Source organism: Aminobacterium thunnarium, assembly GCF_055390565.1.
In genome coordinates, this window is the sequence record NZ_AP042412.1 from 802,549 (window position 1) to 821,437 (window position 18,889).

The window sequence follows — 18,889 nt, forward strand, 5'->3', positions numbered from 1 at the left end:
TCTGAATGCATTAGGAGGTATTTTACGCGACATCTATATATCTTGATTACATCTAAATGACAACCACATTTCACTAATTATCATAAATTAAAGGGAGGAAGCTATGTATGTTTAAATCTATTCGCCATCAATTTATCCTCATAAATTGCACATTGGTAATCTTTGCAATAGTGTTGTCTCTTTCCGTTAGTTATTATTTGATATCTTCTGGATACGCAAAGAATATCCAACAGACTAATGCAATTTTAGCTGAAAGCTTAGCTGCGAATATAGCTCAGTTTATGCAGAATGCTTATAACCTTAATGCACAAGTTGCCATAAATGGAGACATGGTCAACGGCGATAAAGAAAATAAAAAAAGTATATTGGAACATATGGTGAAACGATATCCTTTTTTTCAGCTTCTTGCCAGTCATACTCTTAATGGGGATCAAACAGCTCGGTCGAGTGGTGTTTTAGCTAATCGAGCTGATCGTTGGTGGTTTAAAGAATTTATAAACAAAAAGAAATCCTATATTACAAAATCTTATTATTCTGTTGCTGGAAATATGGCCGTTACTACGGCTGTAAACGGAATGTATCGTGAAAATAAGCTAGTTGGCGTAATGATGGCAGATATTGAAACAAGTACACTTCAAAAAATGGTGGAGAAATATAACTTTGGAGCGGGTAGTTACGCATATCTTTTAGATGGTGAGGGTATTGTTGTGGCTCACCCAGATAAGGAGCAAGTTGCAGAGTTATTTAATTATAAAACACAGAAAAAAATAATATTAAAAAAAGACAGCCAAGGTCATATTCTAAGAGATATAAAAGGAAATGAATTGACAGAAGAAGTTGATTTTGCTATTTCTGCGACATTAAAAAACATTATTAACAAAGTTATTAACGGAGAAACGGGAGTAGGAGAGTATACAGATATTAATGGTGATGCCTATTTTTGTGCTTATAGAAGTGTTTCAATGCCAGGAAATTCTTCTCCTTGGAATTTAGTTATGGTTCAGAAAAAAAGCTCTGCATTAGCTTTTATAAATAATGTTGCGACAAAAAACATTATTATAGGAGTAGTTGTTATCTTGATTTCTGCTTTATTTTCATATTGGTTTTCTAAAAAAATCACTGGCCCTCTTTTTGTTTTACAACAAGAACTTTCAATACTTGCTCAAAAAGGTGGAGACTTAACGCAAGAGATTAAGATAGACAGTAAAAACGAACTTGGAGACTTGGCGAAAGCAGTGAATCAATTTTTAAGTAATCTTAGAATTATTATCTCAAAAGTGCGGCATCTATCAGGAGAGGTAGCTTGCGCATCTGAACGGCTATCGTTAAGTTCAGAGCAATCAGCTCAATCAGCCAATCAAGTAGCTGTATCAATTACAGAAATGGCACAAGGAGCTAAAGATCAACGTGATGCAGCAAAAAATACTTTTGATGTCGTTCAAGAGATATCTGCGAGCATCCAACAAATAGCTATAGATGTAAATGAAGTATCTTCTCAATCAAAACAAGCGGTTAACAGTGCTGAGAATGGTGATAAAGCTGTCGAAAGAGCTGTTAGTCAAATGAATAGAATTGAAGAAACTGTTGATGTTTCCGCTAGAGTCATTTCAAAATTAGGTGATCGATCCAAGGAAATTGGACAGATTGTCAATACGATTCACAGCATTGCTGATCAGACAAACCTTTTAGCTCTTAATGCTGCTATTGAAGCTGCACGTGCAGGAGAGCATGGACGTGGTTTTGCTGTAGTAGCGGAAGAGGTTCGACAGTTGGCAGAACAGGCCCAAAAAGCGACCAAACAAATTTCTGATTTAATAGGCGAAATTCAGTCAGACACAGATGATGCCGTTCTTGCTATGAGTACTGGTACGAAGGAAGTTAGATTAGGTGCAGACGTTGTCTCTGCTACAGGAGAATCCTTTCGGGAAATCTCGCTTTTAGTAAGTGAAGTATCTCGCCAAGTTATAGAAATATCAAAGGCTATTGAACAAATGTCTGCGGGTAGTCAGCAAATTGTAGGTTCAGCTCAAGAGATTGATCAATTGAGCAAAACCGCGGCAAATGAAGCACAGAATGTCTCAGCGGCCACTGAAGAACAGTTGGCTTCTATGGAAGAAATAGCTTCGTCTAGTGAAGGATTATCTAAGTTGGCAGTAGAGATGCAAAGCGTCATTGAAAAATTTAAAGTTTAAGAGTCTTCTTCATGTCAACAAAGAACGTAGAAGCATTTTGTTTCTAAGTAAAGTATAATTATGGTTGATTAACACAAATTATTTAAAAGGGGAGATTTGTATTATTATGATGGATTCGGTTTGTTATGCGTAGCAAAGGCTATTGCATAAACAAATCGTAAACGTGGAATAGCCTTTGCTCAGTCCTAAATAGATAGAATAACGATTTGGGAGGGAGCATTGTGGGCTATATAAAGGCATCTGAGCGGTTGCCAAAAGGTTTACTAGATATTCTTCAAAACTATGTTGAAGGAGAATATATTTATATTCCTCGTAAAGAATGTAACTCTTGTTGAAGAGAGCCATGAGATTAAATCTTGTGGCTCTCTTTTGTTTCAGAAACATGAAGGAGGTCTCTCTTTTACTCAATAGATGGTATAAAGAAACAACCCCACAGATAAGAGAGGAATGCAAAAATGAAAACCAAAAGAGAAGATTTGTTTACTAGGGAATTCTTGCTTCAAAACATGATGGGACCAAATTGTGTCAGAATTCTTGAAGAGCTTTTAGCTTCAGTAGAATTACATTCAGGGATGCGTGTTTTAGATTTGGGTTGCGGTATGGGTCTAACATCAATTTTTCTAGCAGGAATATACGATGTAGAAGTGTTTGCTACAGATCTATGGATTGATGCAACAGATAATTATGAACGGTTTAAATCTGTTCAGCTTGACCATAAAATTATTCCAATCCATGCAGATGCTCATGAATTACCCTATGCTAAAGGTTTCTTTGATGTAGTTATTAGTGTAGACGCATATCACTATTTTGGTGCAAAAAGGGGCTTCTTAGACGAGTATATAGTTCCTTTGACTAAGAAAGATGGCATTATAGCAGTTGCCATTCCTGGATTGAAAAAAGATTTTTTTAATGATGTTCCTGAGGTCATAAAGCCTTATTGGCAAGAAGAAGATATGAATTTTTATTCAAGAAGTTGGTGGCATGCTTTATGGAGAGAGTCTATGAAGATAAAAATAGAACAAAGTCTGTCTTTATCTTGCCACAAAAAGGCATGGGAAGATTGGCTAGAGTGTGATAACCCATACGCCAAGAGGGATATAGAAATGATGAAAGCTGAAAATGGTCAATATTTTGACACAATAGGTTTAATAGCAACAGTAAAATAAGTAACGTATAGCTAACGATGTATATGAATAAAGTTAAAAGCCAAGGACAAGTTTTTTGTCTTTGGCTTTAATTTTTATTTAGAAACATATAGAATACAGTAAGATTAAATTCAGAGAGGATTGAGAGATTTCTATTTAATTTAAGGAGAGTATTGTTGTGTTCAAACGTTTGTGGACTTATTTTCTTTTTTGCATATTTTTGCCTCTATTTCTCCTGTTTTTTTATGTTTCTTTTGTTGAAGCTTCAACAGCTGATGATTTTAAAACATGGGAATATTGGAATAGCACCGGTTTGGATGCTATTCACGCTGCAGATGCCTATGCGCTTGGTTTTACAGGCAAAGGGATCACATTAGCGCTGGCTGATACCGGAGTTCTCTTTAGTCATCCGGAATTTTTTGGGAAAAATCCTCATTTGGAATACCCTACTTCGATGGATCCATGGGATTGGAATAAAAATGATCATGGAACGCATGTTGCGGGAATAATGGCTGCTAATAAAGATAATATAGGAATGCATGGATTGGCTTTTGATGCAGGGGTAGTTTCTTTACGCACTTCTTTTTCTGACAACGAATTAGGGTATCTGTATCCTAAAACGTATCTTATTGAAGACGCGAAGATTATAAATAATAGTTGGGGAACTTTTTCTGAATTCTATCTTGATGACGTTAAAACAGAGGAAGATAGAATAAATAATATAAATAAATATATTTCCATGAATCCTCTTTCTTCTGATTATTTTAGAAAAATGGTTTTGGATTACGATAAAGTGCTTGTTTTTGCTGCAGGAAATGATGGACACCTTGGTCCTTGTTATGAGGGGGGACTTGCATATTATTTTCCAGAACTAGCGGGAAACACCTTAAGTGTCGTAGCCTTTGATCCCAGTAAAAATACAAGTGATCCCGCTTTTGTTGCTAATTTTTCAAATCTGGCTCAAAAGGTTGAAGAAAATAGCATTGCTGCTCCAGGTGTAGATATCAATTCTGCTTATTCTGGTGGTACAGGTAGTGGATATATAAATATGAGTGGAACCTCGATGGCAGCTCCTTATGTAAGTGCAACTTTAGGTTTGGTGCAGCAGGCTTTTCCCTATATGAATGGAAAACAATTGGTTGATGTTGTTCTTTCCACTGCAAATAATCATTTTGATTTGCCGCGATATACACTCAGTCTTGTTACAAAATATGATGAAAACTATCGGCCTTTTATAGGAGGTGCAAATTTGCTCTATTTAGAAAATGTTCGTCCTTCCCCAGATCAAATAGAGCAGGATTTGCGCGATTACTATCAGGCGGCTGACTTTTTGAAACGCTATTTTCTGACAGCAGATGATTGGCTAGCTTGGGTAGAACCGCATATGAATATTTACGATAATGTTCAAAGAGAGGCAGTTTTTGGACAAGGCTTGCTAGATGTGGGGAAGGCTGTCCGTGGTCCTGGGCTTTTTAATGCCAGACGTCTATCTTCCCACGATATAAACATCCAATATGGTATTGCTCAAGCTCTCTACTCTATTGATACTCATGGGTATTATAGCGTGTGGAGCAATGACATAGGAGAAAAAAGGGCTATTACGGGGACATTAGCAGGGTTACCTGTCGGACTTAACAAAACTGGTAGAGGAACACTTGTTCTTACGGGAGATAATTCGTATATGGGAGTCAGTGTTGTTTCTGAAGGAGAGCTACAAATAGACGGTTCAGTTGTTGCTAATGTCTATAGCGAAGCAGAAGGAACCTTATCAGGAAGTGGTGTTCTTGAAAGTAATATGATTAACCATGGTACATTGCGCCCTGGGAAAATGAATCAGCCAGGTACTTTAACAATAAGAGGAAACCTAGAAAGCGATGGTGCTATAGAAGTAGTGGTAGATGCACTGGAAAATGGACATCTCGTAGTTAATGGTTCTGCAGATATTGATGGGACTACTGTTCGTCCTTTAAGCCAATCAGCTTTACGTCCCAATAGCCGTTATCAATTTTTACGAGCAAGCAGCGGCATTTCCGGAGTTTTTGCTCCTAACCTTTTTTCCGCTTTTTTAGAGGCAGAAGCAGTTCACGATACACATGAGGCAGTGGTTTTTATTAATAAAATTGCCTCTCTTGATTCTTTGGCGCATTTAACGCCTATTCAAAATGATACAGCCTCTCGTTTGGAAGAGATGTTTATAACTTTCGAAGGTTCTTCTACTCAGAGGCAGCTGGATCCTCTTTATAATTTATCAGATAAACAAGCTCGTCGAGCGTATGAGGAAATTTACGGGGGGGCACAAGCTTGTTTAATTACAATGACTCCCTTGAATGAAGTGTTGGGGCAAACCTCCTTTTCATCACGGCGTATAAATTCTTCATGGTGGGGAGAACTGAGTAATGGTCGTAAGAAACTTGATAGTGATTCCAGGCTGGGATTAGGTGAATTGCGAACTAAAACCTTCAACGTTGTTGTGGGAAGAGATAACGAGGTTAATCAATATTGGCATGTTGGAAAGATGCTTGCTTACGGAGAAGGATCAGTAGACGGCTTGTTCACATCTGGTGATGAAGAAGACTGGCGTTTGGGATTATATGGAAGCTACCAAAAAGATTCTCTTCATCTACAGACATATATTGCTGGTGGAATGCAAAAGTATGATCTTTGCCGTAATATTTCAAGTTTAGGGCTTGAAGCTTTAAGTAATTATGACAGTAAAAATGTAGAGTTTGGAATTCATTCAAGATGGTCTTCTTCTAAAGGGGAATGCGAAGATTGGTATGTTCATCCATTTTTTTCATTCGTCCTTTCTAAGTATTGGCAAGATGGATATGAAGAAAGTGGAGCAGGAATTTATTCGCAGAAGGTTAAAAGCTTAACAAATACGTATTCAACCGGTACTATAGGGTTAGAATTCGCAAAGAGGACTAATGATAGCTATTGTCAATTTATTGCAGGTTATAAACGTGTATTATCTGGAGAAAATCCAGATCTCCTAGTTGCTTTTGCAGGCGCTCCTTCTGATTATTTTACTGTAAAGGGTAATGAACAAAGCAGAGACTGGCTTCTCCTATCTTTAAAAGGGGAAAAACAATTTGCGGATGATTGGATGATAGAAGGGAAAATTGAAACAGAGTTTTCTAATCGAGGTAATCAGAGAAAAATATCTCTTAAGATGGCTCATTTCTGGTAGATAGAGTGGTCCTTAAATAAAAAGTGAAATATATAAAAGATAAAAACGATTTTAAATATAAGAGTGTTATATTATTAACGATGAGATCCATTCTTTTAGAATGTGGGGTAGGGCGTGTTGCAAAAAGAAGGTTCCACGTTTATAATGTGCTATCGGTGGCGCGGACATAGCTCAGCTGGTAGAGCATTAGCTTCCCAAGCTAAGGGTCGCGGGTTCGAATCCCGTTGTCCGCTCCATTTTTTTGTGGAGCGGGCCTTCTTAGTGAAAAAAATCCCCTTTAAATGTAAATTTAATAGTTTAAATTATCATACTATAAACATTTTGATAATTTGTTAAGTTTGACACAAATTTTTATGGGTATTACAATAACTCAGGCTTTATGCTCAAATACAGCCTACACTGATGAATACTTTGTTGAAGCAGGAAGGAGGTGGGTGGTATGGCGACGAACCTGGCTGATGAAATCAAAAAAGCAGAATCGGAAGCAAAGCAAATGGTTAAAGATGCAAAAAATGAAGCAGCTCGTTTAATCAGTGAAGCAAAGAATGAGGCTGAAATGCGAGTTAAAGAAACAAAACAAAAGGCCTTCAGACAATATCGAGACAATTTGCAAAAAGTGGAGCAGGAGGCTGAAGCTAAAGCGGAGAAAATAGTCAAGACAGGTGAAGAAAGCGCGCAAGCTTTTCTAAATAGCCATCAGGGGCGAGTTAAAGAAACCGCTGCCTGGATTGCGGAAGAGGTGATGGCTAGATATGGCCGTGGCTAGATTTAACAAACTTGAACTTTACGTTCACAATTCAGTGATTGAGGATGTGCTGGCAGTCCTCCAAAAGTCAGGTTCCTGTGAAATTATTTCACGGCAGGAGCTTGATGATTCTGGGGATCATTTTTCATCTCGTTTGCAACATATTGATAACTTGCTCAGTGAAATACGTTTCCTTCTGCGTTTTTTAGAACCAAATTTTAATGATACGATTTCTCCTTTAGCTCGAGCGTTAGGAGAAAGACCGAATTGTTCTGTTCAGGAGCTTATTAACCTTTCTGAAAAAACAGATATTCAAAAATGTGCAGAAGAAATGCGTACTCTTGAGCGTAGGCTTGTGGAAATTCATTCGGAAATTACTCAAATTGAGGGAACAAAATCTATTCTTTCAAACCTTACGGAGTTGCCGTATGCTCTTGATCTTCTTTCTAACGGAACCCAGTTTGTAAAAGGTTCTGTTGGGACAATGCCTGTTGACCATTTGGCCAGCTGGAAGCAGGCTGTTGGCGAAGTGTTAGGCGATAGCGGTGAATTTTTCATTGCTTCTTATGGGGAGAAAGAAAAGGAAACTTGGGTTGCTATTTTCTATCGAAGAGATTTAGAACAAAAAGTTCTAGATGTGTGTTCAAAATATTCATTTTCCCGCATTGATATTCCTGCTCATTTAAAACTCAGTGTTGGGGAAGAGTTAATCAGTCTTGATGCTCGCAAAGATGCTTTGGAGCGTGAAGAACAGGAAATTCAAGCTGTAGTAACAGAAAATGCTGAAAAGTGGGTTCCTACAATAAGAGCTCTCAGTGATTATTGGGGAATTCTCAAGTCAAGACAGGAAGCGCTGATCAATGGTAGCTTTACGGATAAAACTGTTATCCTTAAGGCGTGGGTTCCTTCTTCTGCAGTTGAGCAATTGAAAAAGGACCTTGTTCCGTATCAGTCTGTTCTTGAGTTAGTTGTTTCCGATCCGGAACCAGAAGATGAACCTCCTACTCTTTTGGTTAATAAAGGGTTTTCCCTTCCTTTCGAAACCCTTACGAAACTTTATGGAGTACCACAATATGGCGAACTTGACCCCACCCCGTTTTTAGCACCATTTTTCTTCGTATTTTTTGGAATGTGTTTAGGGGATGGTGGGTATGGGCTCATAATGCTTGGATTTTTCGCATTTTTCATGAAAAAGTTTAAGCGCATGCCCCATGGAACTAAACAGTTCTTCAAATTGTTTATTTTCTCAGCCATTGCAACTATTCTTGTGGGATCTGTAACTGGTAGCTGGTTTGGAGATCTTATTGATGCTTTTGGTATGTTTAAGTTCTTACGTCCTCTCAAAAATATCCCAGTTTTGATTAATCCTATGGATGACCCGATGACAATACTTTTTGTATCACTGGCATTGGGTATTGTGCAGCTTTTCTTTGGGCTGTTTATTGCCTTTTACGATTGTCTGCGCAAAAAAGATTATATGGGAGCTTTTGCTGATCAGGGCGGATGGATAGTTTTCCTCACGGGACTCTTGCTCTTGGGAGGAGCTGCGAGCGGAAAATTATCTGGAGGTATAGGAGGAATCGGTAAAATCTTAGCAATTTTAGGTGCTGTAATTCTTGTGTCGACACAGGGTCGGGCAAAAAGCGGCATTGTACAAAAGGCCATTTCGGGTGTGCTCAGCCTTTACAATGTAACAGCTTACCTTGGAGATGTTTTGAGTTATAGCCGATTGCTAGCATTAGGTCTTGCTTCTGCAGCCATTGCGTCAATTATTAATATGTTGGCAGGTCTTGCTGGAGGTATCCCTTTTGTTGGTTGGATTTTAGCGTTGATTCTTCTTTTAGGTGGACATTTGTTCAGTGTTGCTGTTAACGTTTTGGGAGCGTTTGTCCATTCATTGCGTTTGCAATACGTAGAGTTCTTCAGTAAGTTTTATTCAGGTGGTGGCAGAAGCTTCGCCCCGCTAGCGCTCAATACAAATTTTGTTTCTATTCCTGAGAAAAAAGAACCTTAGTTGCATATTAAGTTCAAAGAATGAGGGGAGTGTTTGTTAGTATGAATCTTCTCGGAATTATGTTGGCAGTTCTCGGTGCGGCATTGGCCGCTGGTTTTGCAGGTGCAGGTTCAGCTATAGGCGTTGGTATTGCAGGTGAAACAGGAGCCGGAGTTATGACAGAGGATCCTGGTAAATTCGGTCTTGTCCTTTTGCTTCAGGCATTGCCTGGGACACAGGGCATATACGGCCTTCTTATAGCGTTCTTTGCTATTTTAAAGGTAGGTCTTCTCGGTGGCGGAGCAAGCGTTAGTATTAACGTGTGGCAGGGCCTTGGCATTTTCTTTGCGTGCCTTCCCATCGCCATTGCAGGTTATTTTTCGGCGATTGCCCAGGGAAAAACATCTGCGGCTTGTATTCAGATGATAGCGAAAAGGCCAGAAGAAACCGGTAAGGCTGTTATTTTACCGGCTATGGTTGAGACGTATGCTGTTCTTGCTCTTCTTATGAGCATCATCCTACTCAACGGCATTCAGATTTAACCGTTGAGCCAGAGGTGAATAGTAATGTCTTTGGCAGATATAAAGGTAAAAATCGAGGCAGATGCAAAATTAGAAGCTGAAAAAATACTTGAAGTTGCAAAAGAAAAAGCAGACGAAGTCCGAAAAGCTGCTGAGGCAGAAGTTAGTAAGATTGAGTCTTCTTATAGTGATCGCTTTAGCGCTGAAAAACCCGAAGTCCTTAAACGCCGTGAAATCGTGGCTAACCTCGATGTGAAAAAAATAATGCTTGGGGCTCGGCAGGATCTTATATCTCATGCTTTTGATGGAGCTTTGCATGAAATGGCAAATCTTCCTGCGGAGAGGTATGTGGACTTTTGCGAGAAACTTCTTGAAAAGGCTGTAGACACTGGAAAAGAAACACTGTTTGTCTCAGCCAAAGAGAAGAATCTCAACGAAGAATGGCTGAATAAATATAACGAAAAACATAAGACTTCTCTTACTTTTGACAAGGCAACCTCCCCTATCTCTGGAGGATTTATCCTGAGAAAAGGCGAGATCGATACGAATTGTTCTTTCGATATGCTGATTAAATGGGTTAGAGAAGATATAGAGGCAGACGTTGCAAAACGGCTGTTCTCTGAGTAGACGGGAGGTGGGCAGCATGGCTACAGCAGTGCGGTATGGATATACAGTTGCTCGCCTGCGGGCTATGGAAAACCGCCTTCTCGATGATAGCGTGCTGCAGAGACTTATCGATAGTGGCGACTTGGATAGCGCAATGAAAGTTTTAGGTGAAACTGTTTATGCTTCCTGGTTTGCCGAGCTTAAGACAAACGCTGAATTTGACAAGGCAATAGAGTCAGAGCTTCTTTATGTTTACGATGAAGTTGCTAAATTTGCTCCTGACGCTAAATTAGTTGAGATATGCCGTTTGCCCTATGATTTTCATAACGTGAAAGTGCTTTTAAAAAGTCAAATTCTTCAACGTGAAGGAGAAGATCGCCGTTTTGAGCTTTTAACCCATTTAGGAAATATTCCTACTGACGACATGATTATGGCTGTAGAAAGTGAAGATTTCCGTTTGCTTCCTTATAATCTTCATTTGGCCTTTCCCAAGGCATTGGCCTTGTGGGAGCAGACACATAATGTGCTAGATGTAGAGTGTTTCTTAGACGGAGTCTTATTCCGAGAAATGTTGAAAATGGCCCGTGAACTGGATTATGAAACCCCGTTGTTGTGGGTACGCGGTAAGATTGACGCGGAAAATTTGCGGAATATGCTTCGTCTTAAAAGAATGGAAAAAGACACTACTGCGGTAGAACCGTATCTTCACGCTGGAGGCTTTGTTTCTGTTGAGAAACTTTTAGCTATGCTTTCTGAGCCAATAGAGAGCTGGACTAGGGTTCTTTCATATGCGGACATAGGGCAGGCACTTTCATTAATTCAGGATAGTTCTGATATGAATGCACTTCTTGTTGAGATGGAGAAGGTACTGGACGATTACATAACAGGGATTTTGAAAACAGCCAAATATGGTGCTTTTGCCCCAGAGAATGTCTTAAGTTATTTGTGGAATAAAGAAATTGAGGCTAAAAATCTAAGAATAGCCCTAGTTTCTGTAGCAAATGGCATGGATAAAGACCTGGCAAGGAGGTTGATGCGTCGTGGCTAATGAACTGAACCAACCAATGGCAGCCATTGGCGAATACGAAACAGTACTTCCTTTTCAGGCAGTGGGGGTTAAACCTTTCGTGATCTCTGAAGAAGATGATGAGAAGTTTGCAACTCTCCTTCTGAAATTAGCCAAAGAGAAGTATGCGGTTGTTTTTATACAGGAATTTCTTTTTGTGAAATATATGTCTGTTGTGGACAGTATTAATGAAGAATATCCTGTGAGCGTATTGCCTATTCCTGGCCTCAAGGGAGGTTCTGGAGCTGGGCTAGCATCCATCCGAAATAGCGTGGAACGAGCGGTTGGGATGGATATCTTTGCAGTGAAATAGACTTTTATGCTGGAGGCGATTTATTGTGGCCACGGAAAAGGTCATTAAAGGGACCATAGAAAAAATATCCGGACCGCTTGTTGTCGCAAAGGGTATGTATGGCGCCAGTATGTATGACGTTGTGCGAGTCGGTAATATAGGACTAGTAGGTGAGATAATCGAACTTAAGGGTGACCTTGCTTCGATCCAGGCCTACGAAGAAACATCAGGTCTTATGCCAGGCGAACCTGTTATCAGTACTGGGGCACCCTTGAGCGTCGAGTTAGGTCCAGGAATCATAGAGCAGTTTTACGATGGAGTTCAGCGTCCTTTGAACTTAATTGAAGAAGCGGCTAAAAGCCACTTTATATCTCGTGGTATCGATGTACCTGCAATCGATAGAAATAAAAAATGGAAATTTGAACCTCGCGTAAAAGCCGGAGACGCAGTTAAGGCTGGAGATGTTCTCGGTGTTGTTAGAGAAACAGTTCTTGTCGAGCATAGAATAATGGTTCCCTACGGTGTTGCAGGAACGGTTGCTGACATTAAAGATGGAGAATTTACTGTAGAAGAAACGGTAGCTGTCATTAAAAATAAAGACGGAAAGGAAACCAATGTTGCAATGTTGCAGCGTTGGCCTGTACGTAAACCTCGCCCAGTTGCGCGTCGTTTACCGCCCATTATCCCTCTTACCACTGGACAGCGTGTTGTAGACGCATTTTTCCCCATAGCCAAAGGTGGAACAGCATGTGTCCCCGGTCCTTTCGGATCTGGAAAGACAGTTATTCAGCACCAATTGGCTAAGTGGGCAGAGTCGGATATTGTTGTTTACGTTGGTTGCGGCGAACGTGGTAACGAAATGACAGACGTTCTTCTTGAATTCCCTGAGTTGGAAGACCCTCGTTCTGGAGAACCATTGATGAAACGTACGGTTCTTATCGCTAATACATCGAATATGCCTGTTGCTGCCCGAGAAGCGAGCATTTATACAGCTATTACAATGGCTGAATATTATCGCGATATGGGATATTCAGTTGCTTTAATGGCAGACTCTACAAGCCGTTGGGCTGAGGCTCTTCGTGAAATGTCCGGACGTCTTGAAGAAATGCCAGGTGAAGAAGGATATCCTGCATATTTGGGTACACGACTTGCATCTTTCTATGAAAGAGCTGGTCGTGCTATTTGCTTAGGCTCAGACGGCAGAGAGGGATCCGTAACAGCTATCGGAGCAGTTTCTCCTCCTGGTGGAGACCTTTCAGAGCCTGTTAGCCAGAACACATTACGAGTTACAAAGGTTTTCTGGGGACTTGATGCAAGCTTGGCTTATCAGCGACACTTCCCAGCCATAAATTGGCTTTTGAGCTATTCTCTTTATACGGATACTCTTGATAAGTATTGGGATACAAAGTTCGATGATGAGTGGAGTGGCTTACGAGTTGAAGGCATGTCTCTTCTCGAAGAAGAAGATCAGCTTAGAGAGATTGTACGACTTGTTGGAGTTGACGCTCTCTCTAAGGAAGAACGTATGGTTCTTGAAACTTCGAAATCTTTGAGAGAAGATTTCCTTCACCAGAATGCTTTCCATGAAATCGATACATATGCTTCTATGGAAAAACAGTTTAAGATGCTGAAGAACATACTGATATTCCATCATCTTGGTATGGATGCACTTAAACGAGGGGCGTCAATGGATGAAGTCTTCAATTTGCCTGTACGTGAGCAAATTGCACGTATGCGTTATGTTGATGAAAAAGAAATATCTCAGCTTGATTCTCTTGATGCAACAATGAAATCTGAGATAAATGCACTTATACCAGTGGGGGGCGATAGTGATGCTGCCTAAGGAGTATAGTACTATCACAGAACTGTCGGGCCCGCTCCTGGTTGTGGAAAAAACCAAGGATGTGCGTTACGACGAGCTCGTTGAGATAGAGCTAGCTAGCGGAGAAATGCGCCGTGGCCGTGTTCTCGAAATAACGTCTGATAGAGCTCTCGTTCAGGTATTCGAAGGAACAGATGGTATAGACATTAAGGAAACAAAACTTCGCTTCCTTGGAAAAGTTCTTACCCTGCCAGTGAGCCGTGATATGTTGGGGCGCATTTTTAACGGACGAGGCGAACCTATAGATGGTGGAGCTCCGATTCTTCCAGATAAGAAGTTGGATATTAACGGTATGCCTATGAATCCGTTCTCTCGGGATTATCCTTCTGAATTTATTCAGACAGGAATTTCTACCATTGATGGAATGAACCCAATGGTTCGAGGACAGAAGCTTCCTATATTCTCCGGAAGCGGACTTCCTCACAACCGTATGGCTGCACAAATTGCTCGTCAGGCGACTGTTATCAGTGGACACGAAGATTTCGCCGTCGTTTTTGCCGCTATGGGTATTACATTTGAAGAAGCATCTTTCTTCATGGAAGATTTTAGAAGAACAGGCGCTATTCAGAGAACGGTTATGTTTGTTAACTTGGCAGATGACCCTGCAATTGAGCGTATTACAACACCTCGATTAGCGTTGACTGCTGCAGAGTACCTTGCTTTTGAGCAGGACATGCACGTCGTTGTTATTCTGACAGACTTGACGAACTACTGCGAAGCTCTTCGTGAAATTTCAGCAGCTCGTAAAGAGGTTCCTGGACGTAGAGGTTATCCTGGATATCTTTACACCGACCTTGCGACTATGTATGAGAGAGCCGGTCGTCTTAAAGGTAAGAAAGGATCTATCACCCAGATTCCAATTTTGACAATGCCTGAAGATGATAAAACGCACCCGATTCCAGACCTCACTGGATATATTACAGAGGGGCAGATCATTTTGAGCCGTGGGCTTCACAGAAAGGGTATCTATCCGCCAGTAGACGTTATGCCTTCTCTTTCTCGTTTGAAAGATAAGGGCATTGGTAAGGAGAAAACACGGGAAGATCACGCTGACCTTATGAACCAGCTCTTTGCGGCATATGCACGAGGTAAAGAAGCAAAAGAACTTGCAGTTATTCTTGGTGAAGGTGCTTTAACTGAAGAAGATAAAGCTTTCGCAAGTTTTGCTGATAAGTTCGAGGATAAATACGTGCGCCAAGGGGAGTATGAAAATCGTACAGTGAAAGAGACTCTTGAATTAGGTTGGAATCTCTTAACGATGATCCCGGTGAAGGAACTCAAGCGTATTCGCGATGCTTACATTGAGAAGTATCTTAAACCGAGGCTGCACGAAGAGGAGACAAACAAAGAAGCAGTTTCTGCTACAGAGTAGGGGGTGACGAAGTATGGCTCGGTTGAACGTCAACCCCAACCGGATGGAGTTATCACGTTTAAAAAAGCGACTTGTTGTTGCGAAGCGCGGTCATAAGCTTCTTAAAGATAAACAGGATGCTTTGATTAAGGAGTTTCTTGAACGTGCACGTGAAGCCAAAGCTCTCCGCGAGGAGTTAGAGTCAGAATTGATGGCATGTTATCGCAGCTTCCTTCTTGCACGGGCACAGACATTACCAGTAATGTTGGAACAAGCTCTCATGATTTCTGGTACTCGCTGTAATTTGAGTGTTGCTAAGAAAAATGTTATGAGTGTTGTTGTTCCGGAATATGCTGTTGAACAGGAAGGAAATCCTTTTAGCTACGGTCTTGCCACAACGCAAGGAAGCCTTGATGTTGCTTTGGAACAGTTTTCAAAGTTGCTTCCGAGACTTATTACACTCGCAGCAAAAGAGAAAGCGATTCGTCTTATGGCTTCAGAAATTGAAAAAACAAGACGTCGTGTCAATGCTCTTGAACATGTTATGATTCCAAACTTCAACGAGACGATTCGTTATATAACGATGAAGCTCGATGAACAAGAGCGCTCGACTCTTAGCCGGTTGATGAAGATTAAAGATATCGTTCGCTCTCACTAGACCCAAGAAACAAAAGGAGCAGAGGTTATTATGCCTCTGCTCCTTTTTTATGCTTTTTACCTTATTTTATTGTGGTTTTCGATAAATAAAGGGGCCTGCAGATTCAAAACCTATGCTTCTATGTTCAAAAATCTGTTCTGTAGATCCGACTAATAAACAACCGCCAGGCCTTAGTGCCTTGAAGAATTTTTCATAAAGTTTTCTTTTAGTCTCAGCTTCAAAATAAATAACGACGTTTCTGCATAAAATTAAATCAAAATCATTCTTAAATCCATCTTCTATGAGATTGATACGTTCAAACGAAACACGCTTTTTAACGTCGTTTTTAATCTCTAATGTTTCACTGTCAATTGAAGTAAAATATTTCGTTATACGCTCTTGAAGGATATTAATGGTTTGCTTTTTTTGGTAAACTCCATTTTTAGCTATTTTTATAGCCCCTTCATCAATATCACTAGCCAGTACGTGTGGAGGACAACTTAATCCTGTTTCTGAAGACAAAATTGCAAGTGAATAAGGTTCTTCACCTGTAGCACATCCTGCACTCCATAGCTTTAATCGTTTTGACCCTCTCGTTTTTATAAGCTCTGGAATGATTTTCATTTCTAAGTCTTGCCATCGTGGAAGATTTCTGAAAAACTCGGAGACGTTGATTGTTAAATAATCTAAAAATTCACGAAGTTTCTTGTCGTCTTTCTTTATGATTTCGTAGTATATTTCATACGATGTTACATCCCATCGCTGCATAAGCATGTGAACGCGCCGATGAATTTGATTTTTATAAGAATTAAGATCTAAACCTGTCATTGATTTTATTTTCTTTTTAAAGATGTCGTATTCAGGAGAGTCGTAATTTTTCCGTTCTGGCATAATGTCACCTCATAAGAATATTTGAGTTATATTAACAAATAATACTATATACCATAAACAGCATTCAAATAACAAAAAGAAGAAAAACATGCTAAAATAAGCCTTAAGGAGTATTTTAAATGGTCGCTATACTTTTATAGTGTAGAGGAAAGTCCGGGCTCCATAGGGCAAGGGCGCTGGATAACGTCCAGTTGGTGCAAACCAAAGGAAAGTGCCACAGAGAGATACCGCTTCTTTTTGAAGTAAGGGTGAAAAGGTGGGGTAAGAGCCCACCAGGTATCAGGCAACTGATATGCTTGGCAAACCCCGCCCGGAGCAAGACCGAATAGAGAGGGATGAGGCTGCCCGCTGACCTCTGGGTACGGTCGCTTGAGAAAAACCGCGAGGTTTTTACTAGATAAATGACCATTTTTCATACAGAACCCGGCTTATAAAGTGCTCCTTATTATTATAGTTTGGTGAAAAATAAGCCCATAGAACCATTAAAAAGAGATTTTTATGGTTCTATGGGCTTATTTGTTATTTAGAAAGGGTGATAATGTGGGATAAAGTGGTAGAAAATGTCATAAAGTGGGAGGAATCCCCATGTTGGTGGGAACCTATGAACACAAGGTCGACTCAAAAGGTAGAACAGTTCTTCCTGCTAAATTCCGGCAGGAACTCGGCCAATGTGTGGTTGCCACTATAGGTATTGATCAGTGTGTATCTATTTATCCCATGTCAAATTGGTCAAGAGTTCTCGAAAAGTTGCAAGAACTTCCTTTCTCAAAAAGCAAATCGAGAGGACTTATGCGTGTAATGTTAGCAAGTGCCCACGAGCTTCCTATCGATAGTGCAGGCCGAATACTTATCCCACAGCTGCTTCGTGATCATGCATCTCTACAATCAGATGCTCTTTTTGTCGGAGTAAGTGATCATATAGAGTTATGGGATAAAGAACTTTGGAACACTTATAGCTTGCAGATCATGGAAGAGTTACCAGCAATAGCAGAAGAAATAGAGGGATTCTGATGATAGAGCATATTCCTGTTATGGTGAATGAAGTTATTGAAAAACTTAAAAATATAGAAGAACCGCACATTATTGTTGATGCTACGTTAGGGTTAGGTGGTTATGCCGAAGAGATATTAAAGGAATTTGCTGACGTTCAATTAATTGGTATCGACAGAGACAGAGAAGCACTTTCTTTGGCAAGGAAGAGACTAGAGCCTTTTTCTCACAGAGTTTCTACTCATAGATGCTCCTTTAGCTCTTTATCTACAGTGCTTATGGAAGAAAAAGTGAGGCCGGATGGAGTGGTTTTTGATCTTGGCGTTTCTAATTTGCAAATTAGCGTTCCTGAGCGTGGTTTTTCTTTTCAGAATGACGGCCCACTTGATATGAGGATGGAGGGCGTGCAGGAAGAAAGGGTGCTTTCTGCTGCTCATATTATTAATACTTTCTCAGAAAAAGATCTTGCAGATATCTTTTGGAAGTACGGAGAGGAGCGTTATTCAAGGCGTATCGCTTCTGGTATAGCTAGATTTCGGGATAAAAATGGACCAATAGAACGAACATTTCAACTCGTTGATGCTATCAGAGCTTCTTTACCAGCACCGGTGCAAAGAAAAATGGGTGGACATCCTGCACGTAAGGTCTTTCAGGCGTTGAGAATTTATGTGAACGATGAATTGCATGAATTAGAAGAGGGCCTTTCATCTGCTATAGATAATATTGCTCCAGGAGGAGTTATTGTCGTAGTCAGTTATCATTCTTTAGAAGACCGCATCGTTAAATACGCCATGAGAGAGTGGGCTAGTTCAGGTTTGGGAATACTTTTAAACCGCAGACCCTTAAAACCTACCGATGAAGAAGTTGAGAGAAATTACAAAGCGAGAAGTGCAAAGTTGCGAGCGTTCCAAAAAGTAGAGAAGGAGAGTTCTATTTAGGGGGAGGTGGACAGATCGTGTACGATACTCAAGCGTGTCAGCAGTTTTGTGAGTCGAGACGAAAAGTAAGTCCTTACTTTGTTTCTTTCATGTTCGTTATGGTTTTTTCTTTTGTGGGATTAGGCGTTTTAAGGCTTTATGCTACTCGCCTCGAAGGCCGTCTTCATGATATTAACCTTCAAATAGAAAATTATGAGATGCAAGAAGTGGATATGCGTCGTGATCTTTCCTCTCTTACGTCTCCAGAAGCTATCTATGGATATTCGCAGCAACATCTTGGCATGGTTGCAAATAATAAAACGGAACAAGTGCTTGTTGCCATGACTAATCCTCTACACGGACAGGCGAAAAATGTTGCTTTTTCCCCTTCGCATAGAGGGCGTTTAGACTTTCTTTTTTCGCTATTCTCTTCACAAGCTACAGCGAAAGAGTAATTTAATTATACGAAAG

The 18,889-nt window shown here is 40.3% G+C and carries 16 protein-coding genes, 1 tRNA gene and 1 other RNA gene; 17 read left to right on the forward strand and 1 reads right to left on the reverse strand.

All coding sequences use genetic code 11. The features are described 5' to 3' along the window. Positions 1-107: 107 nt before the first annotated feature. From ACZ5GY_RS03950 to ACZ5GY_RS04010, 13 genes are all read left to right on the forward strand, one after another. Positions 108-2,192 carry a methyl-accepting chemotaxis protein gene (locus ACZ5GY_RS03950; RefSeq protein WP_464112022.1) on the forward strand — a complete coding sequence of 695 codons (2,085 nt, stop codon included), beginning with the start codon at positions 108-110 and terminating at the stop codon, positions 2,190-2,192. A 455-nt stretch (positions 2,193-2,647) separates the two neighbouring features. Beyond that, positions 2,648-3,358: an SAM-dependent methyltransferase gene (locus ACZ5GY_RS03955; protein WP_464112023.1), complete on the forward strand. Its 711-nt coding sequence runs from the start codon at positions 2,648-2,650 to the stop codon at positions 3,356-3,358. Between the two features lie 157 nt (positions 3,359-3,515). Further along, complete coding sequence (locus tag ACZ5GY_RS03960) at positions 3,516-6,527, forward strand: S8 family serine peptidase (RefSeq protein ID WP_464112024.1); 3,012 nt, start codon at positions 3,516-3,518, stop codon at positions 6,525-6,527. 160 nt (positions 6,528-6,687) lie between these two features. Further along, positions 6,688-6,763 (forward strand) — tRNA-Gly (locus ACZ5GY_RS03965). Positions 6,764-6,966: 203 nt separating this feature from the next. Then, positions 6,967-7,293, forward strand: coding sequence for a cell envelope biogenesis protein TolA (locus ACZ5GY_RS03970; RefSeq protein ID WP_213690406.1), 327 nt, complete (start codon positions 6,967-6,969; stop codon positions 7,291-7,293). Further along, complete coding sequence (locus ACZ5GY_RS03975; protein ID WP_213701508.1) at positions 7,280-9,286, forward strand: V-type ATP synthase subunit I; 2,007 nt, start codon at positions 7,280-7,282, stop codon at positions 9,284-9,286. The genes ACZ5GY_RS03970 and ACZ5GY_RS03975 overlap by 14 nt, the downstream gene beginning before the upstream one ends. Before the next feature lie 41 nt (positions 9,287-9,327). Next, positions 9,328-9,807 carry a V-type ATP synthase subunit K gene (locus ACZ5GY_RS03980; protein WP_213690404.1) on the forward strand — a complete coding sequence of 160 codons (480 nt, stop codon included), beginning with the start codon at positions 9,328-9,330 and terminating at the stop codon, positions 9,805-9,807. A 24-nt stretch (positions 9,808-9,831) separates the two neighbouring features. Further along, complete coding sequence (locus tag ACZ5GY_RS03985) at positions 9,832-10,413, forward strand: V-type ATP synthase subunit E (RefSeq protein WP_213695284.1); 582 nt, start codon at positions 9,832-9,834, stop codon at positions 10,411-10,413. A gap of 16 nt (positions 10,414-10,429) precedes the next feature. Then, a complete protein-coding gene (locus tag ACZ5GY_RS03990; RefSeq protein WP_213695285.1) occupies positions 10,430-11,440 on the forward strand; it encodes a V-type ATPase subunit in 1,011 nt (336 codons plus the stop codon). Beyond that, on the forward strand, positions 11,433-11,771 hold the full coding sequence (locus ACZ5GY_RS03995; RefSeq protein ID WP_213692055.1) for a V-type ATP synthase subunit F: 339 nt from the start codon (positions 11,433-11,435) through the stop codon (positions 11,769-11,771). Before ACZ5GY_RS03990 ends, ACZ5GY_RS03995 begins: the two co-directional genes overlap by 8 nt. Positions 11,772-11,796: 25 nt before the next feature. Further along, positions 11,797-13,593, forward strand: coding sequence for a V-type ATP synthase subunit A (locus ACZ5GY_RS04000; protein WP_213699179.1), 1,797 nt, complete (start codon positions 11,797-11,799; stop codon positions 13,591-13,593). Then, a complete protein-coding gene (locus ACZ5GY_RS04005) occupies positions 13,583-15,004 on the forward strand; it encodes a V-type ATP synthase subunit B (RefSeq protein WP_213695287.1) in 1,422 nt (473 codons plus the stop codon). The genes ACZ5GY_RS04000 and ACZ5GY_RS04005 overlap by 11 nt, the downstream gene beginning before the upstream one ends. A 13-nt stretch (positions 15,005-15,017) precedes the next feature. Next, positions 15,018-15,641, forward strand: a complete 624-nt coding sequence (locus tag ACZ5GY_RS04010) for a V-type ATP synthase subunit D (protein ID WP_213692057.1) — start codon at positions 15,018-15,020, stop codon at positions 15,639-15,641. Between the two features lie 66 nt (positions 15,642-15,707). Here the strand turns inward: ACZ5GY_RS04010 and ACZ5GY_RS04015 are convergent, their stop codons facing one another. Beyond that, positions 15,708-16,511, reverse strand: coding sequence for a CheR family methyltransferase (locus ACZ5GY_RS04015; RefSeq protein WP_213695288.1), 804 nt, complete (start codon positions 16,509-16,511; stop codon positions 15,708-15,710). A 107-nt stretch (positions 16,512-16,618) separates the two neighbouring features. Between ACZ5GY_RS04015 and rnpB the strand changes: the two genes are divergently transcribed. From rnpB to ACZ5GY_RS04035, 4 genes are all read left to right on the forward strand, one after another. After that, positions 16,619-16,957, forward strand: an RNA gene (gene rnpB / locus ACZ5GY_RS04020) — RNase P RNA component class A. 139 nt (positions 16,958-17,096) lie between these two features. After that, complete coding sequence (gene mraZ, locus ACZ5GY_RS04025; RefSeq protein ID WP_213692059.1) at positions 17,097-17,522, forward strand: division/cell wall cluster transcriptional repressor MraZ; 426 nt, start codon at positions 17,097-17,099, stop codon at positions 17,520-17,522. Further along, positions 17,522-18,439, forward strand: a complete 918-nt coding sequence (gene rsmH / locus ACZ5GY_RS04030) for a 16S rRNA (cytosine(1402)-N(4))-methyltransferase RsmH (protein WP_213695289.1) — start codon at positions 17,522-17,524, stop codon at positions 18,437-18,439. Before mraZ ends, rsmH begins: the two co-directional genes overlap by 1 nt. Before the next feature lie 17 nt (positions 18,440-18,456). After that, positions 18,457-18,873 (forward strand): hypothetical protein, encoded by a 417-nt coding sequence (locus ACZ5GY_RS04035; RefSeq protein ID WP_213699180.1) that lies wholly within the window; start codon positions 18,457-18,459, stop codon positions 18,871-18,873. Positions 18,874-18,889: the final 16 nt, after the last annotated feature.

Coding starts and splice junctions, on each gene's coding strand:
- ACZ5GY_RS03970 (WP_213690406.1), top strand. CDS start 6,967: ATGGCGACGAACCTGGCTGATGAAATCAAAAAAGCAGAATCGGAAGCA.
- ACZ5GY_RS03955 (WP_464112023.1), top strand. CDS start 2,648: ATGAAAACCAAAAGAGAAGATTTGTTTACTAGGGAATTCTTGCTTCAA.
- rsmH (WP_213695289.1), top strand. CDS start 17,522: ATGATAGAGCATATTCCTGTTATGGTGAATGAAGTTATTGAAAAACTT.
- ACZ5GY_RS03950 (WP_464112022.1), top strand. CDS start 108: ATGTTTAAATCTATTCGCCATCAATTTATCCTCATAAATTGCACATTG.
- ACZ5GY_RS04005 (WP_213695287.1), top strand. CDS start 13,583: ATGCTGCCTAAGGAGTATAGTACTATCACAGAACTGTCGGGCCCGCTC.
- ACZ5GY_RS04010 (WP_213692057.1), top strand. CDS start 15,018: ATGGCTCGGTTGAACGTCAACCCCAACCGGATGGAGTTATCACGTTTA.
- ACZ5GY_RS03975 (WP_213701508.1), top strand. CDS start 7,280: ATGGCCGTGGCTAGATTTAACAAACTTGAACTTTACGTTCACAATTCA.
- ACZ5GY_RS03980 (WP_213690404.1), top strand. CDS start 9,328: ATGAATCTTCTCGGAATTATGTTGGCAGTTCTCGGTGCGGCATTGGCC.
- ACZ5GY_RS04015 (WP_213695288.1), bottom strand. CDS start 16,511: ATGCCAGAACGGAAAAATTACGACTCTCCTGAATACGACATCTTTAAA.
- ACZ5GY_RS03985 (WP_213695284.1), top strand. CDS start 9,832: ATGTCTTTGGCAGATATAAAGGTAAAAATCGAGGCAGATGCAAAATTA.
- mraZ (WP_213692059.1), top strand. CDS start 17,097: ATGTTGGTGGGAACCTATGAACACAAGGTCGACTCAAAAGGTAGAACA.
- ACZ5GY_RS03990 (WP_213695285.1), top strand. CDS start 10,430: ATGGCTACAGCAGTGCGGTATGGATATACAGTTGCTCGCCTGCGGGCT.